This window comes from Mesorhizobium sp. M1217 (genome assembly GCF_040318275.1).
Taxonomy (GTDB): domain Bacteria; phylum Pseudomonadota; class Alphaproteobacteria; order Rhizobiales; family Rhizobiaceae; genus Mesorhizobium.
This window is the reverse complement of sequence record NZ_JAMYMA010000003.1, coordinates 264,954-280,559: the sequence shown is the minus strand read 5'-3', so window position 1 is coordinate 280,559 and position 15,606 is coordinate 264,954. Positions and strand designations below refer to the sequence as shown.

The window sequence follows — 15,606 nt, the reverse complement described above, 5'->3', positions numbered from 1 at the left end:
AGGGCATGTGTTCGGTCTCGTTTCCTGGAGACAGTCCATGCAGAAATCCATCGAACGCATCGCCGGCGACAGCGAGGGCGTTTCCTACGAATTCCCCGTCTTCCGCTTCACCGGAACGGACAAGACAGCGCCTTCGGCCTATCTGCAGGCGGCACTTCATGCCGGCGAATTGCCGGGCGTCGTTGCCATCGATGCGCTGATGCCGATGCTCAGCAGGGCGGAAGCCGAAGGCCGCATCAGCGGCAATATGACCATCGTGCCCTGGGCCAATCCGATCGGCCGCGCGCAATATCTCTATGGCGACCATCAGGGCCGCTTCCATCTGGGGACGCGCACCAATTTCAATCGCGGCTTTCCGCGGCTCGCCGCGCCCGACCTCACGCTCCTGCCGGCGCACGGCACGGTCGATCAGCGGCTGAAGACGCGGCTGCTGCAGCTCTCCATCGGCCACGACATCGTGCTCGACCTGCACTGCGACGATGAAGGCCTCGCCTACCTCTACGTCCACACCAGCCTGTGGCCGGCCATGGCGGATTGTGCGGCGGCTATGGGCGTCGATGCGGTGATGCTGTGGCACGAAGATCCCGACGGCACCTTCGAAGGCGCCTCGATCATGCCGTATCAGAACGTTCCCGCCGACGTCGCGCGCCTCGATCGGCGCGTCGCCACCACCGTCGAATATCGCGGCATACTCGACGTCGACGGCGCCCTCGCCAGCGCCGACGCCGAAGGGCTCTACCGGCTGCTGGTGGCGCGCGGCGTCATCCGGGATCAGGCGCTGCCCGCGTCTGGCAGCTTCGGAGGACTCGTCGCGCCGATCGAAAATATCGAGATGATGCCGGCGCCCCGTTCGGGCGCGATCCTCTACCACGTGAAGCCGAGCGACCGCGTCAACAAGGGTGCGCGCCTTGCCACCATCGTCCACGCGCCGGGTGAGCCCGACGGCCGCACGGAAGTGTTGGCGCCCCAGGCCGGCCTCATCCTGACACGCCGCTCGCGCCGCATAATTCGCGCCGGCGAGGACCTCTTGAAGCTGGTCGGCGACAGGAAGAGTGCCGATGCAAGGTCGGGGACGCTGGAGGACTGACGCAACCCGCCATGCTACCCCGAAATCGCCTGTCGCGCCTTGGACTCCAGCCATTCGGCCATCTGCCGGTAAGGCACCGGACCATGGCTCACGCGGGCGACGCCGAGTTCGGCAAGCCTCTGGCGCGGCGGCACATGCGCCAGTGCAATGATGTTGACCGGCAATGCCGTTGCCTGGCAGAGCGCCTCGATCAGGCCTTCATCGGCAAGCCCCGGCGCAAAGAAGCCATGCGCTCCGGCCCTTTCGTAGGCGTGCGCCCGCTCGATCGCCTGATCGAGGAGAGCCTTGTCGTGCGCATCCGGTTTCGCCTTCAGGAAAATGTCGGTTCGGGCGTTAATGCAGGCCGGAATACCCGAGGTCTTCACGGCCGCCGCGGCGGCTTCGATCCGCCTCACCTGTATGGCGATGTCGTGCAGCCCACTGCCGCCGACAATCTGATCCTCGAAATTAAAGCCGACGGCTCCAGCCTGCACGGCGAGCCCCACGCTGCGGGCGACAACCTCCGGAGCGACCCCGTAACCGCCCTCGAGGTCCATGGTTACCGGCAGATCCACCGCCGCAACGATGCGTTTGATGTTTTCGAGCGCCAGTTCCAACGGGATTTTCTCGCCATCGGCGAATCCGAAAGCGGCCGCGACCGGCCAGCTTCCGGTGGCGATGGCCTTGGCCCCTGCTTGCGCGATGATCTTGGCGGAGCCTGGGTCCCAGGCATTGTAGAGGACAATCGGGTTGCCCTTGACATGGAGGGAATGGAACGTCCGTGCGCGGTCGATCTGCTCGGTCATCGATGTTTTCCCGTCTTCCTGCTGTTTGATGCAGAGTCTAGGCAGGACTGCCGGTCTTGGCCATGTGCCATAGGTTGCGAAAGCAGCAGCCACCCCACAGACTTTCAAACCTGTTGCGCATACCGCTTTTCGCGGCTATGGATTTCGCCATGAATATGCGTTCGATCAAGACCATTTGGTGGTGGGCTCGCTGACAGCGGCCTGTTCGAACGCGTTCGCGTGACAATAGAAGGTGGCCGCAGCGGAATGTCCGGGCGGCCATTTGTTTTTTCAAGCCATTCCCGGGTCCGTTGCCCCAAAGACGCTGATGGAGACGGCAATGACGACGAAAATTCTGGAGAATGGCGCCGAGCGCTTCGTCACCGCGGGTGGCGTGGCGATTACCCGCCAGCGCCATGACCGGCCATATGAGGGCGCGATCGACGGCTATGTCGATGGCCTGAATTCGCGCCGCGGCGCCGTGTTTTCCTCGAATTACGAATATCCCGGCCGTTATACGCGCTGGGATACCGCCATCATCGATCCGCCGCTGGTGATCTCGGCACGCGGCCGCGCCATGCGCATCGAGGCGCTGAACCGCCGTGGCGAGGTGCTTTTGCCGGTGATCGGTACGGTGCTTGCCGGCCTTGACGATGTCACGATCGCCGAGACGTCGAACAAACTCATCCGCCTCGAGGTCGCCAAGCCCGGCCGTGTCTTCACCGAAGAGGAACGCAGCCGCGTTCCCTCCGTGTTCACCGTGCTGCGCGCCATCACTGCTTTGTTCAAGACCGAGGAAGACGCCAATCTCGGCCTCTATGGCGCCTTCGGCTACGACCTCGCCTTCCAGTTCGATCCGGTCGACTACAAGCTCGAGCGCAAGCCAAGCCAGCGCGATCTCGTGCTGTTCCTGCCCGACGAGATCCTCGTCGTCGACCACTATTCCACCAAGGCCTGGACCGACCGCTACGACTATTCCGGCGACGGCTTTTCGACCGAAGGCCTGCCGCGCGACGAAATCGTCGAGCCGTTCAGGACCGCCGACCGGATCCCGCCGCGCGGCGACCACGAGCCCGGCGAATATGCCAAGCTGGTGCGCAAGGCGATGAAGAGCTTTGAGCGCGGCGACCTGTTCGAAGTGGTGCCGGGGCAGATGTTCTACGAACGCTGCGAAACCCAGCCCTCCGAGATTTCCCGCAAGCTGAAGAGCATCAATCCCTCGCCCTATTCCTTCTTCATCAATCTCGGCGAGGGCGAATATCTGATCGGCGCCTCGCCGGAAATGTTCGTTCGCGTCAACGGCCGCCGCGTCGAGACCTGCCCGATCTCCGGCACTATCAAGCGCGGCGACGATGCCATTTCCGATAGCGAGCAGATCCTCAAGCTGCTCAATTCCAAGAAGGACGAGTCCGAACTCACCATGTGCTCGGATGTCGACCGCAACGACAAGTCGAGGGTCTGCGAGCCGGGCTCGGTGCGCGTCATCGGCCGTCGCCAGATCGAGATGTATTCGCGCCTGATCCACACCGTCGACCACATTGAGGGACGGCTGCGCGAAGGCATGGACGCCTTCGACGCCTTCCTGTCGCATGCCTGGGCCGTCACCGTCACCGGCGCGCCGAAATTATGGGCCATGCGCTTCATCGAGCAGAACGAGAAGAGCCCGCGCGCCTGGTATGGCGGGGCGATCGGCATGGTCAATTTCAACGGTGACATGAACACTGGCCTGACGCTTCGCACCATCCGCATCAAGGACGGCATTGCCGAGGTGCGCGCCGGCGCCACGCTGCTCTTCGACAGCATACCCGAAGAAGAAGAAGCCGAAACCGAACTGAAGGCATCCGCCATGATCTCCGCCATCCGCGACGCCAAGTCAGGCAATGCCGCCAGCACCGAACGCAGCACCGCGCGGGTCGGCGATGGCGTCAACATCCTGCTGGTCGACCACGAGGACTCCTTCGTCCATACGCTGGCCAACTATTTCCGCCAGACCGGCGCCAATGTCTCGACGGTGCGCACGCCGGTGCCGGACGAGGTCTTCGACCGGCTGAAGCCAAACCTGGTCGTGCTGTCGCCCGGCCCCGGCACGCCGAAGGACTTCGACTGCGCCGCCACCATCAAGCGAGCCCGTGCGCGCGACCTGCCGATCTTCGGCGTCTGCCTCGGGCTGCAGGCGCTGGCCGAGGCCTATGGCGGCGAGCTGCGGCAATTGCACATCCCGATGCATGGCAAGCCGTCGCGCATCCGCGTGTCGAAGCCGGGCATCATCTTCTCCGGCCTGCCCAAGGAGGTGACGGTCGGCCGCTATCATTCTATCTTCGCCGATCCGGTGCGGCTGCCCGATGGTTTTGTCGTTACCGCCGAGACCGAGGACGGCATCATCATGGCCTTCGAGCACCGCAAGGAGCCGATCGCCGCTGTGCAGTTCCACCCGGAATCGATCATGACGCTCGGCCACAATGCCGGCATGCGCATCATCGAGAACATCGTCGCGCACCTGCCGCGCAAGGCCAAGGAAAAGGCCGCTTAATTCGAGGGCTCAGTGTTGGGATTTCTTCCCCAGTGACCGCGGCAGAAATCAAAGCAGCCGCCAGGCAGAAGGTCGCCAGCCTCGCTTTCTGGTCGATCGTCGTCGCCTTCGTCGTGCTCGGCCTCAAGCTGGTGGCCTGGTACGTCACCGGTTCGGTTGCGCTTTATTCGGACGCGCTGGAATCGATCGTCAACGTCATTGCCTCGGCCGCCGCCTATTGGGCGATCCAGGTCAGCTACAAGCCAGCCGACCAGGACCATCCGTTCGGCCACCACAAGGCCGAGTATTTCTCGGCCGTCCTGGAAGGCGTGCTGATCGTGCTTGCCGCCCTGCTCATCCTCAACGAGGTCTGGTGGTCGTGGCAGCATCCGGCCCCGCTCGAACAGCCATGGACCGGCCTTGCCGTCAACGGCGTCGCAACCGTCATCAACGCCGTCTGGGCCTTGACGCTGATCCGCACCGGACGGAGTGAAAAATCACCGGCGCTGGTTGCCGACGGCAGGCATATCATGACCGACGTAGCGACCTCGGTCGGTGTGTTCATTGGCCTGGTCGGCGCCGTGCTGACCGGCTGGCAGGTTCTCGATCCGGCTCTTGCGGTGATCGTGGCGCTGAACATCCTGTGGCAGGGCTGGCACGTCATCGGCTCGTCGATGAACGGGCTGATGGACCGCGCCGTCGACACCCAGGAACATATCCGTATCCGCGACATCATCTCTGCCAATTGCAAGGGCGCGCTCGAGGTCCACGACCTGAAGACGCGCATCGCCGGCCGCGCCACCTTCATCGAGTTCCATCTGGTCGTCGACGCCGACATGTCGGTCGGCGCCAGCCACGTCATCTGCGACCGCATCGAGGACGCGCTGCGGGCAGAGATTCCTTCGGTTCGCGTCATCATCCATGTCGAGCCCGACGACGAAGCGAAACTGCCCAAGGGCACGACGGCCGTGCCGTTCGCGTGAAGCAATTCGCGCAGAAAAATCGCTCAGTCGTGATCCTTCGCGCCCCCTCTGTCCTGCCGGACATCTCCCCCACAAGTGGGGAGATTGGCCGTCACCGCGGCTTTTGCCAATAGCCATAGTCGCAGGAGTGAGTGACGCGAGGAAGCTGCCGATCTCCCCCCAAGTGGGGGAGATGTCCGGCAGGACAGAGGGGGGCGCGAAGGATCGCTGTAGCCCTCATTCCGAGCCGCTGCGCGCCATGGATTCGAGGATCTGATCCGACGGACTTTCCAGAGCCGCCTCCGCGAAATCGTCATCAAGCGGACCGATCACTCTGTCCAGCCAAGCCCAATCCTGCGCAAGAGGCTCGATAATGACGCTCTGGCCGTGGCGGCTGATGAAAACCTCTTTGGTGTCGAAACGGTACTCCTTTGGCAAGCGCACCGCCTGCGAGCGGCCGGACCAAAACACCCTTGTCTTGCGCATGGCATCCACCTCCTCGTCACATGATCAAGGCCCGCAGGCGGCCTGCGGCATCGGCTCCAGCCGGTAGACCTTGTCGTCGGAGCTGGTGTCGCCTTCCGCCGCCTTCGAGCACAGATCGACGATCGGCAGGCCGCTGTTTGGGTTGGCCAGCATCATCGTGCCGTTGGCGCCGCGGCGGAGGAAAATCTCCTTTTGCGCGATATCGCAGGAGGCACCACCCGTCTTCGCGCTCGCCGCGCAGCGCCACTGGTCGCCCTCGCCCTGGCAGTTATAGACCTGCGTGACCTTGGCCGATTTCTGCCGCGTGGTAACCGAAACGGCGATGTCTGCGCCGCTCGGCCAATTGGCGAGGTCGCCGCCCTTGGCGAAGGATGCCAGCTCGACCGGTCCGCGGAAAACCCGGATCGTCTGGGTCAGCTGATCGGGATGCGAGCCGAGATGCGCGGCATCGTAGTCACGCCCGTAGCAGAAGGCCTGGTCCGGCTTCAGCCGCTCGCGCAATGGCGGGCCAAGTGCCGGATCGATCGGGTCGATGCGGGCGAACTCCGCCTTGCAGGTCGCGGCCGGCATCGGATCGAGCCTGAAGCCGTTGTCGTCCTTGCCCAACGCCTGCCGTTCGTACTCCGCCTCCCCGAGCTCGTCTTCCGATCCGGCATCGAGATAAAGATCGGGCTGCACGTCCGAGACGATCAGCCGGCCCTTGTCGTCGACCTTCAGCGAAGCCATGGTGCGATCGCAGTCCATGCCGCAACGGATCGGACCGGTTTTGCCGTCCTCCGATTCATGGCTGCACCAACCGCCGAGCCATTCCGGCGCCTTGGCGCCGCGTACCGTCGTCGCCATGAAGCCATTGTAGGAGGAATCGATGCCGGTGCTTGGCTCCTCGTTTGGCCGGCTGACCGGATCGCGGCCGTAATAGAAGAAGATGCGCGCCACCTTCTGGTGCGGATGCGACTTGAGATGCACGGCGTCGTAGACGCGCCCGAAACAGGCGTCCTTGCCGTCGGGGCTGAGCTCGGTGAGTTTGAGCGTGTCATCGGCGAAAGCAGCGCCGACGACGGCGGCAAGCAAGGCAAACCCAAGCCCGGCGCCCACAATGGTCCCCATTATGGTCCTCGACGTCATGCTACCCCTCCATTGCCCCGACAAGACGTGGCTTCAATTTATGCTAGGATCGAGGCCGAGGCCACGCAATTTGCGCGGGCCGGCTAAATGGGAGATGAAGCCATGCGACGCCGCGATATTTTCCGCGTCGGTCTTGCCGGGGCCGCCGGGCTTTTCGGGCTGCGCCCCACCAAGGCGGCAGCCATTGAAGTCAAGCCCGTCGAAGAGGAAAGGCAAAAGGTCGCCTATCACCTCAGCGATCTCGACAAGGTCAATTTCGTGCTCGGCAACATCAAGAATCACTTCGAAGGCACCGACGGCAAGGTCGACATCGCGCTTGTCGTGCACGGCCCAGCACTTGCCGCCTTCAAGTCGAAGGGGATATCCGCCGCCATTTCCGGGCGTTTCGCCGGCCTTGTCCAGGATGGGCTCAGCCCGCACGCTTGCGCCAACACCATGCACGGCATGGATATCGGCCTGGCCGACCTGCTCGACGGCTTCCATGCCGCCGACAGAGGCGGTGTCGTCAAGCTCGCCGAATTGCAGCGCCAGGGCTACGCCTATCTCAGGCCATAGGCTTTTACGGACTTGAACGCGAGGACTGGGAGGGCCTACGAAGAGCAGGCCGAGTCCCCCGGAGGAATAGACGTGCCAGCCACCACCACCCTTGTCAGCCCCTCTCTGGTCATCCCCGACCTTGCCGGAAAGGCGGTGCTGGTCACCGGCGCCTCGACCGGCATCGGCGCGGCGCTTGCACTTGCCTATGCCGCGCAGAAATGCCGCGTCGCACTGCACTACAATTCGAGCCGGGTGGCTGCCGAAAACCTGGCGGCGACCATTCGCAACGGCGGCGGCGACGTGTTCCTGACCCAGGGCGATTTCTCGATCCCCGCCGATGTCGAGCGTGTCGTCGAGGACAGTGCGCAACATTTCGGCCGGCTCGACGGCCTCGTCAACAATGCCGGCGGCATGCTCGGCCGCGTGCCCTATGCCGAGCAGACCGAGGCGCATTACGACGCGGTGATGGACCTCAACGCGCGTTCCGTGCTGACAGCTTCGCGCAAGGCGATCCCATGGCTGAAGCGGCAGGGCGGCTTCATCGTCAACACCTCCTCGATCGCCGCGCGCAACGGCGCCGGTGGCGGCGCCGGCCTTTACGGCTCCGCCAAGGCCTTCGTCTCCAACGTCACGCGCGGCATGGCCAAGGAGCTGATCGGTTTCAACATCCGCGTCAACGCGGTGGCGCCCGGCACGATCGCGACACCTTTCCACGAGCGCTACTCGACCGACGACCAGATGAAAGGCATGATCGCCACCATCCCGCAGGGCCGCGCCGGCACCGCCGAGGACTGCGTTGGCGCCTATCTGTTCCTCTCCTCCGATCTGTTGAGCGGCTACATCACCGGCCAGGTGATCGAGGTGAATGGCGGCCAGTTGATGCCGTAGACGGCGAACTGCATACTCCTGGTTGCGTAATCTCAACGGAGCAAAGCGAATGTACGGACTGATCGGCAAGATGCGGGCGACGCGCGGCCAGCGCGACGCGGTCATGGAGGTCCTGCTCGCCAGCACCGGCGCCATGCCCGGCTGCCTGAACTACATCATCGCCACCGACCCGGTCGACGCCGACGCGATCTGGGTGACCGAAGTGTGGACCGACGCCGAAAGCCACAAGGCTTCGCTGCAGCTGCCCGAAGTCCAGGCGGCAATCGCCAAGGCACGGCCGATCATCGCCGGCTTCGAGTTCCAGGTGGAAACGCGTCCGGTTGGTGGGTTTGGGTTGCCGGCGGTGAAGGCGGGATAGAGGAGAGGCCGGCGGGACAGCGCCCCCCCTCTGGCCTGCCGGCCATCTCCCCCTCAAGTGGGGAGATTGGCAGCTTCGCCGACAGCTCTCTTTTTGGAGATTGGCGAAGGCCGACGTGACATCCAATCTCCCCACTAGAGGGGGAGATGTCCGGCAGGACAGAGGGGGGCGCGAAGGATCGCTACGGATGGCTGGTGCCATTACCACCCAAGCCCTTTTCCCCCGCAAAAAGGTTCGCATTTTTTCGCGACCGGTCTAAGAGCCGATCTATGGATTCTTCCCCGAACCCGCCGGCCATCGAGCATGTGGCGCGGATCCACAAGGGCTGGCAGTGGCCGGTCCTGGTGGTGGTCTCGGTGCTGTTTGCCGGCGCGCTGGAACTCGCCGCCCTTCCCGCCGCGCTCTTGATCGGACCGATGCTGGCGGCCATCGCTGCCGGCACCAACGGCGCCACGGTGCGCGTGCCGCGGGTTCTGTTCGGCTCCGCCCAGGCGGTCGTCGGCTGCCTGGTCGCCAGTTCCATCTCGGCCGATATCTTTCCCGTCTTCTACAAGGAATGGCCGCTGTTCCTCGGCGTCGTGATGGCGACGGTCGCGGCATCCAGCCTGCTTGGCTGGCTGATCAGCCGCTGGCGCATCCTGCCCGGCACCACCGCCGTCTGGGGCTCGTCGCCGGGCGCCGCCACCGCCATGGTGCTGATGGCCGGTGCCTTCGGCGCCGACCAGCGCCTCGTCGCCTTCATGCTCTATCTGCGCGTCATCTGCGTCTCGATGACGGCAGCCCTGGTGGCCAAGCTTTGGGTCGACACCTCAGGCATCGAGGTGCCGGCCATCGTCTGGTTCCCGCCGGTCGACCCGCAAGGCTTGGCCGCGACGTTCGGCGTGGCGCTGGTCGGCGGCCTCGCCGGAAAGCTTTTCCGGCTGCCGTCGCCGTTCTTCCTCGGCACCTTCATTTTCGGCACCGTGATCCATCTCGGGCTCGGCGTGACCATGCAGCTGCCGCCCTGGCTGCTCGCCTTGAGCTATACGATGATCGGCTGGAGCATCGGCCTGAATTTCACCAGGGCCATCTTGCGCCACGCGGCCCGCGCGCTGCCGCAGATCGTCGGCTCGATCATTGCCCTGATCGTCTTTTGCGGCGGCCTCGCCTTCCTGATCAGCCGCCTGCTCGGCATCGATCCGCTGACCGCCTATCTGGCGACCAGCCCCGGCGGCATGGACAGCGTCGCCATCATCGCCGCCGCCGCGCAGCATGTCGACATCTCCTTCGTCATGGCGCTGCAATCGGCACGCTTCCTGATCGTGCTTCTGGTCGGCCCAAGCGTGGCGCGGCTGGTGGCGAGAAGCCTGCGGGAGTAAAGACCAGCCGGGCAGTGCGTCAGCTGATCACCAGGCCCGATATACGCTCGCCGTCCAGCGTGAAGACCATATCGCCGTCGCCGTTGAAACCGTTGCCTTCGACGGCGATGCGAACGCGGCAGGTGCCGTCCTTCGCTGCGATGCCGAGGATGCGGAGCCTGGATTGCACGCCGATATTGTCCGACTGGTTCCAGCGCGCAATCTGCTCGCGGCCCTTGAACGACCGGCCCCAGTCGCTCAGGAAGGCGTCGGGCGTGAAACTGTCCAGGAAGGCTTCGCTATCGCCGGCATTGGTGGCTTCGACAAAGCGGCGGATCGGATCGGGTGCGGTCATGTTTCCTCCTGGGAGGTGCCGGAAATAAAAAACCCGCCTCGACGGCGGGTCCTCGGCGCCAATCAGCACCATAGCCAGATTAGTAGCATAGCTGCCGGCACAAAGCAAGAACAAAGTTGCCCCACCCTCAACTTTGAATGTTGGCGAAAACCAAGGCGACATCCAATCTCCCCCTTGCGGGGGGAGATCGGCAGCTTCTGCGACGGCGAGGCTCCCACTTGCCTCGCTTTGCCCGCTCCTGTATGAAATCCGCCATGAGCCCGCGCGCCACCTCTTTTGCGTCCCGCCCGACCGGCATTGCCGGCCAGACCGTTCGCGCGCTTGCCTCCACCCTGCTGCTTCTCGGCCTTATCGGCGATCGCCGGGTTCGCTGAAGGAGCGCCCGGCGGTCGAATTGCCGCTCACGCGCACGCTCCTTGGCCAGTCACAAATTGGCACGTCACATCAAGCGAACGAAATTCTGGTAAAGGCGCCGCTCGCCACCAATCCGCCTGAAGCTGGATCCGCGAGCCGCCGGGAGAAATGACGATGAACGCACGAGAAGATATCCGCCTGAATGTAGCGGAAATCAGCAAGCCTGCGGTAAAGGGCATGCCGGACGCCGCCCGCAAATACCAGCCCTATCCGACCGTCGGCCTTGCCGATCGCACCTGGCCTTCGAGAGTGATCGACAAGGCGCCGATCTGGTGCTCGGTCGACCTGCGCGACGGCAACCAGGCGCTGATCGATCCGATGGGCCAGGAACGCAAGGCGCGCATGTTCGCCCTGCTGCTCGACATGGGCTTCAAGGAGATCGAGATCGGCTTCCCGTCGGCCTCGCAGACCGACTTCGATTTCGCCCGCTGGTGCATCGAACAAGGCAACGTGCCCGCCGACGTCTCGCTGCAGGTGCTGGTGCAGTGCCGGCCGGAACTGATCACCCGCACTTTCGAGGCGCTCAAGGGTGCCACCAACCCGATCGTCCATTTCTACAACTCGACCAGCGAGCTGCAGCGCCGCGTCGTCTTCGAGAAGGACGTCGCCGGCATCAAGCGCATCGCCACCGATGCGGCCAAGATGATCACCGACATGGCGGCGAAGGCCGGCGGCGGCTACCGTTTCGAATATTCGCCGGAGAGCTTTACCGGCACCGAGCTCGACGTGGCGCTGGAGATCTGCAACGCCGTCACCGAGATCGTCACGCCGACGGCTGAAAACAAGCTGATCATCAACCTGCCCTCCACGGTCGAGATGTCGACGCCCAACATCTATGCCGACCGCATCGAATGGATGTGCCGCAATCTCGACAACCGCGAGAACCTGTTGATCTCGCTGCATCCGCACAATGACCGCGGCACCGGCATCGCCACCACCGAGCTCGGCCTGATGGCGGGCGCCGACCGCGTCGAAGGCACGTTGTTCGGCAATGGCGAGCGCACCGGCAATGTCGACATCGTCACGCTGGCGCTCAACATGTACACGCAAGGCGTCGATCCCGGGCTCGACTGCTCCGACATCAACCGCATGAAGGACGTCTACGAATACTCCAACCAGCTGAAGATCCCCGAGCGCCATCCCTATGTTGGCGAGCTCGTCTACACCGCCTTTTCCGGCTCGCACCAGGACGCCATCAACAAGGGCATGAAGGCGCTGCGCAAGGCCAACACGCCGCACTGGGAGGTGCCCTACCTGCCGATCGACCCGGCCGATGTCGGCCGCAGCTACGAAGCCATCATCCGCATCAACTCGCAGTCCGGCAAGGGCGGTATCGCCTATGTGCTGCATGCGGATTACGGCCTCAACCTGCCGCGCAACCTGCAGATCGAGTTCAGCCAGGCTATCCAGGCGATCACCGACGCCGAAGGCAAGGAGGTGCCGGCCAAGCGCATCTACGAGCGTTTTCTCGACACCTATGTCGACCAGCCCGGCGCGCGGCTGAAGTTCCTCGACCACCACACCTACCCCGACACCGAGGTCAAGGGCCGGCGCGTGGTCGAAGCGGTGATCCTCGACAGGGGCAAGGAGGTGACCATATCCGGCACCGGTACTGGCCCGATCGACGGCTTCGTCGATGCGCTGTCGCGCCATGTCGGGGTGCCGATGTCGGTGCTCGATTATTCCGAGCATTCCATGCAGCGCGGCTCGAATGCCTCGGCCATTTCCTATGTCGAGATGGAACATCCGGGCGGCAAGCTGTTCGGCGCCGGCATCAACACCAATATCGTCGCCGCCTCGCTCGAAGCCGTGGTTTCGGCCGCCAACCGCATCGTCGGCCGAAAGGGCGGCTAGCCGAAACTGCCAGGCCCGCGCCATCAGCCCACCGGATATTTATCCGGTGGGTACGCTATCGCACCATAAGCACATGCTTGTAAGGCGGCGCCAGCGCTATATGATCGTACCTCAACCTGTGCCGAATTCGAAGGGATCGACACTTGCAGCATACCACGCCTGCCGCCCCCGCAGTGCGCGAAACGTTGGAGCGATTGCTTGCCAGCGAAACGTTCGGACGATCCGAGCGCGCGCGCAAGCTGCTCCGCTACCTGGTCGAGCGCGAGCAGGCAGGCGAAGCCGATAGGCTCAAGGGCTTCTCTATAGCGATGGACGTCTTCGGCAAGGACGGCGATTTCGATCCGTCGACCGATGCGGTGGTGCGGGTGCAGGCCGGCAGGCTGCGCGAGCTGCTGCAGCAGTACTTCGCCAACGAGGGCGTTGCCGAACCGGTCCGCATCGCCATTCCGCGCGGCGGCTATGTTCCATCCTACGAACTCAATGCCATTCGCTTGCCGGCGGAGGCCGAGGCAGAGAGCAAGCCGCAGCCGGCGACAGAGGAGGCGGCGACGAGCGCCCCGCCCGGATCCTCGGAGGATGCCCGCAACCGGGCACATCCGGCTGCATTGCTGAGCGTTCCAGCGCTCAGCCCCGCTGCACCGTCGCTGCAGCGCCATTTGCAGTTCTTCTGGCTGGCGATCGCGCTGGTCATCCTCATGCTGGGTGTGCTGATCCTTCGCCAGGGCAGCGTGGTGTTGCTGACCGGCGGCGACACGGCGGTCGAGACCGCGGTGGCGACCGGCAGCATAGCGGCGCCTCCGGTTGAAACCCTCCCCCAGGTTTACATTGCCATCAAGGCCGACAGCGACGTGGCTCGCCGTGTCGCTGCATCACTGCGCGCCGGCCTTAGCGGCTTCGATACCATCAACTTCATCGGTCGTGATGCCGACAGCCCGCCCGATCCACTTACCGACGCCGCCAGCTTCGTGTTCGATGTCCTGCCCGGGCCGCGCAGCGGCGACATTATGCTCGAGCTGCAGAGCGTGGCGACCGGCCGCGTGCTGCTGTCACGCAACCTGACCGCCGGCGACAGCGCAAACACCGCTATCGAGGACCAAATCTCCGGCATTTTGAGCTCGGCTCTTCCCGCCTCGGGCACGATCTACAATTACATCGAGCAGAGCGGCATCCAGACCGGGCTGACGGCGTGTCTGGTGCTCAACGGCAAATATTATCTCGACCAGAACGCGCAGACGCACGAAGCCGCCTACCGCTGCCTCGAAGATCTTGCCAACCGGGAGGCGAAGTCGTCGCTCGTCTATTCGGAACTCGCGTCCTTGCATCTGGAGGCGGTCACCGACCATTATCCCTACCCCGCCGACGCGACGATGGAAAAGGCGATGATGTTTGCCCATCGCGCCATCCAGATGGGCCCCACCAGCCCCTATGCGCACCGCGCCCTTGGTTATCTCAATTCGCGCATCGGCAATTCCGAGGAATCGATCCGCTGGATGCGCAAGGCCTACGAACTCAATCCTTACGATCTCGCAATGGCCGCCGCCTATGGCTACGGGCTCGTTTTCGCCGGCAGGTACAGCGAGGGCACCCCGATCCTTGCTCACGCGGTGGATATCGCCAGCGCCCATCCGACATGGTGGGATTACGGGCTGTTCGCAGGAGAGTTCATGATGGGCGACATGAACAAGGCGACGCTTGCCAGCGACGGCTTGCGAACGACGGAAATGAAATCGCATTATCTGGCGGCGCGGCTGATCGGTGCCAACGCTGCCGGCCGCGAAAAGCTGGCAAGCAGGCTGCTGCAGGAATTGACCACAAAATTCCCGAAATTCGCAGCCGATCCGCGTGCAACGTTCGTCGAGCGCAGATATCCCGCCGATCTGACCAACCGGCTGGTAGAGGCCCTGCGCGCCGCCGGGCTTGGCGGTGCCAGCTGACGTCTTCCGGCGCGCGAACGACGTCAGCTGATCGCGAAAATTTTACTGGCCATCCGCACGGCCAAAGCGCAATTCAGACACGATTGAACCGCCCCAAACCCATCGCGGCATAAAGACCAATCGCGGCACAAAGATTGATCCCCCCGGCATCCGGACTGATCCCGGCACAAACCCATTAAGTTTGCATGACCCGATCCCTTTACGCTGCCGAACGGGGCACCGGCCCGACGACGATTGTCTTCCTGCATGGCTTCGGTGGCTGCCACGACGACTGGCGCGATGTGGTCGCGCCTCTGGCTCCGGGCGCGCGGACCTTGGCCTATGATCTGCCGGGTCATGGCTTGTCGTTCGATTTTCCGGGCGGCGGTCCGGCCAGGATCGCAGCCAGTGCCGTCCTTGCGGACCTTTCCGCACGCGAGATAAAGCGGGCCCATCTCGTCGGCCATTCGATGGGCGGCGCCGTGGCCGCCCTGATGGCATTGAGCGAGCCCGAAAGAATGGCTTCGCTGACGCTGCTGGCACCGGGCGGTCTTGGTCCTGAGATCAATGGCCCGCTGCTGCGCCGCTACGCCGCCGCTGCCGGCACCGACGAAATCCGCGCCTGCCTTGCCGCCATGTCGGGACCGCAAAGCCAGCCCCCGCAGCACCGGGTCGATCTCCTCAACGAGATGCGCCAGCGTCCCGGCCAGTTGGGGACACTTGTCGAGCTCGCAGCCGCCATGACCAGGGATGATCGGCAAGGTGTCATCCCGAGCGAGCGGCTTGAAACGCTGAACATGCCGGTGATGGTGGTTTGGGGGACGGACGACGCGGTGCTGCCCGTCAGCCAAGCGGACGGCCTGCCGAAGCGTTTTCATCTGCACCACGTGCTGGAAGCCGGCCACATGCTGGTCGAGGAAGCGCCCGGCCTGATCGCCGAGGCCATCCGTCGCAATATGCGACGCCGCAGCAGGCGGCTTCGTCCGGGATTCGCCGCTGCGGCGAGCTGATCGGTCT

Annotated in this window: 14 protein-coding genes; 10 read left to right on the top strand and 4 right to left on the bottom strand. The window is 64.1% G+C overall.

Annotated elements, in window-relative coordinates:
- The first annotated feature begins 37 nt into the window (after positions 1–37).
- Positions 38–1,087, top strand: coding sequence for a M14 family metallopeptidase (locus tag NKH37_RS06500; protein ID WP_353040863.1), 1,050 nt, complete (start codon positions 38–40; stop codon positions 1,085–1,087).
- 14 nt (positions 1,088–1,101) lie between these two features.
- Here NKH37_RS06500 and NKH37_RS06495 read toward each other — a convergent pair whose 3' ends face one another.
- On the bottom strand, positions 1,102–1,872 hold the full coding sequence (locus NKH37_RS06495) for an isocitrate lyase/PEP mutase family protein (protein WP_353040861.1): 771 nt from the start codon (positions 1,870–1,872) through the stop codon (positions 1,102–1,104).
- A 319-nt stretch (positions 1,873–2,191) separates the two neighbouring features.
- On the opposite strand from NKH37_RS06495, the gene NKH37_RS06490 reads away from it, so the two are divergent.
- The gene (locus NKH37_RS06490; protein ID WP_352494779.1) at positions 2,192–4,381 is read left to right on the top strand and encodes an anthranilate synthase; all 2,190 of its coding nucleotides are present in this window, start codon (positions 2,192–2,194) and stop codon (positions 4,379–4,381) included.
- A 32-nt stretch (positions 4,382–4,413) separates the two neighbouring features.
- Positions 4,414–5,343: a cation diffusion facilitator family transporter gene (locus NKH37_RS06485; RefSeq protein ID WP_023719249.1), complete on the top strand. Its 930-nt coding sequence runs from the start codon at positions 4,414–4,416 to the stop codon at positions 5,341–5,343.
- Positions 5,344–5,559: 216 nt separating this feature from the next.
- Here the strand turns inward: NKH37_RS06485 and NKH37_RS06480 are convergent, their stop codons facing one another.
- The gene (locus tag NKH37_RS06480) at positions 5,560–5,808 is read right to left on the bottom strand and encodes an antitoxin (RefSeq protein ID WP_023719250.1); all 249 of its coding nucleotides are present in this window, start codon (positions 5,806–5,808) and stop codon (positions 5,560–5,562) included.
- A 24-nt stretch (positions 5,809–5,832) separates the two neighbouring features.
- The gene (locus NKH37_RS06475; RefSeq protein WP_353004817.1) at positions 5,833–6,933 is read right to left on the bottom strand and encodes a hypothetical protein; all 1,101 of its coding nucleotides are present in this window, start codon (positions 6,931–6,933) and stop codon (positions 5,833–5,835) included.
- A 102-nt stretch (positions 6,934–7,035) separates the two neighbouring features.
- Between NKH37_RS06475 and NKH37_RS06470 the strand changes: the two genes are divergently transcribed.
- The 4 genes from NKH37_RS06470 (at position 7,036) to NKH37_RS06455 (ending at position 10,074) form a co-directional block, all read left to right on the top strand.
- Positions 7,036–7,488 carry a DsrE family protein gene (locus NKH37_RS06470; RefSeq protein ID WP_023719252.1) on the top strand — a complete coding sequence of 151 codons (453 nt, stop codon included), beginning with the start codon at positions 7,036–7,038 and terminating at the stop codon, positions 7,486–7,488.
- Positions 7,489–7,560: 72 nt separating this feature from the next.
- Complete coding sequence (locus NKH37_RS06465; RefSeq protein ID WP_023719253.1) at positions 7,561–8,358, top strand: SDR family NAD(P)-dependent oxidoreductase; 798 nt, start codon at positions 7,561–7,563, stop codon at positions 8,356–8,358.
- Positions 8,359–8,407: 49 nt separating this feature from the next.
- Positions 8,408–8,716: a putative quinol monooxygenase gene (locus tag NKH37_RS06460; protein ID WP_023719254.1), complete on the top strand. Its 309-nt coding sequence runs from the start codon at positions 8,408–8,410 to the stop codon at positions 8,714–8,716.
- Positions 8,717–8,985: 269 nt separating this feature from the next.
- On the top strand, positions 8,986–10,074 hold the full coding sequence (locus NKH37_RS06455) for an AbrB family transcriptional regulator (RefSeq protein WP_352999561.1): 1,089 nt from the start codon (positions 8,986–8,988) through the stop codon (positions 10,072–10,074).
- A 19-nt stretch (positions 10,075–10,093) separates the two neighbouring features.
- On the opposite strand, the gene NKH37_RS06450 is transcribed toward NKH37_RS06455, so the two are convergent.
- Complete coding sequence (locus NKH37_RS06450) at positions 10,094–10,408, bottom strand: nuclear transport factor 2 family protein (protein WP_352999563.1); 315 nt, start codon at positions 10,406–10,408, stop codon at positions 10,094–10,096.
- A gap of 528 nt (positions 10,409–10,936) precedes the next feature.
- On the opposite strand from NKH37_RS06450, the gene leuA reads away from it, so the two are divergent.
- The 3 genes from leuA (at position 10,937) to NKH37_RS06435 (ending at position 15,599) form a co-directional block, all read left to right on the top strand.
- Positions 10,937–12,676: a 2-isopropylmalate synthase gene (gene leuA / locus NKH37_RS06445; protein WP_353004815.1), complete on the top strand. Its 1,740-nt coding sequence runs from the start codon at positions 10,937–10,939 to the stop codon at positions 12,674–12,676.
- A gap of 143 nt (positions 12,677–12,819) precedes the next feature.
- On the top strand, positions 12,820–14,610 hold the full coding sequence (locus NKH37_RS06440; RefSeq protein WP_023719258.1) for a tetratricopeptide repeat protein: 1,791 nt from the start codon (positions 12,820–12,822) through the stop codon (positions 14,608–14,610).
- A gap of 185 nt (positions 14,611–14,795) precedes the next feature.
- A complete protein-coding gene (locus NKH37_RS06435; RefSeq protein WP_023719259.1) occupies positions 14,796–15,599 on the top strand; it encodes an alpha/beta fold hydrolase in 804 nt (267 codons plus the stop codon).
- The last annotated feature ends 7 nt before the right edge of the window (positions 15,600–15,606 follow it).

What these genes read in the sequence shown, in the direction of transcription:
- NKH37_RS06490 (WP_352494779.1), top strand. Translation starts at nt 2,192, where the DNA reads ATGACGACGAAAATTCTGGAGAATGGCGCCGAGCGCTTCGTCACCGCG.
- NKH37_RS06500 (WP_353040863.1), top strand. Translation starts at nt 38, where the DNA reads ATGCAGAAATCCATCGAACGCATCGCCGGCGACAGCGAGGGCGTTTCC.
- NKH37_RS06480 (WP_023719250.1), bottom strand. Translation starts at nt 5,808, where the DNA reads ATGCGCAAGACAAGGGTGTTTTGGTCCGGCCGCTCGCAGGCGGTGCGC.
- leuA (WP_353004815.1), top strand. Translation starts at nt 10,937, where the DNA reads ATGAACGCACGAGAAGATATCCGCCTGAATGTAGCGGAAATCAGCAAG.
- NKH37_RS06460 (WP_023719254.1), top strand. Translation starts at nt 8,408, where the DNA reads ATGTACGGACTGATCGGCAAGATGCGGGCGACGCGCGGCCAGCGCGAC.
- NKH37_RS06475 (WP_353004817.1), bottom strand. Translation starts at nt 6,933, where the DNA reads ATGACGTCGAGGACCATAATGGGGACCATTGTGGGCGCCGGGCTTGGG.
- NKH37_RS06455 (WP_352999561.1), top strand. Translation starts at nt 8,986, where the DNA reads ATGGATTCTTCCCCGAACCCGCCGGCCATCGAGCATGTGGCGCGGATC.
- NKH37_RS06470 (WP_023719252.1), top strand. Translation starts at nt 7,036, where the DNA reads ATGCGACGCCGCGATATTTTCCGCGTCGGTCTTGCCGGGGCCGCCGGG.
- NKH37_RS06450 (WP_352999563.1), bottom strand. Translation starts at nt 10,408, where the DNA reads ATGACCGCACCCGATCCGATCCGCCGCTTTGTCGAAGCCACCAATGCC.
- NKH37_RS06435 (WP_023719259.1), top strand. Translation starts at nt 14,796, where the DNA reads ATGACCCGATCCCTTTACGCTGCCGAACGGGGCACCGGCCCGACGACG.
- NKH37_RS06495 (WP_353040861.1), bottom strand. Translation starts at nt 1,872, where the DNA reads ATGACCGAGCAGATCGACCGCGCACGGACGTTCCATTCCCTCCATGTC.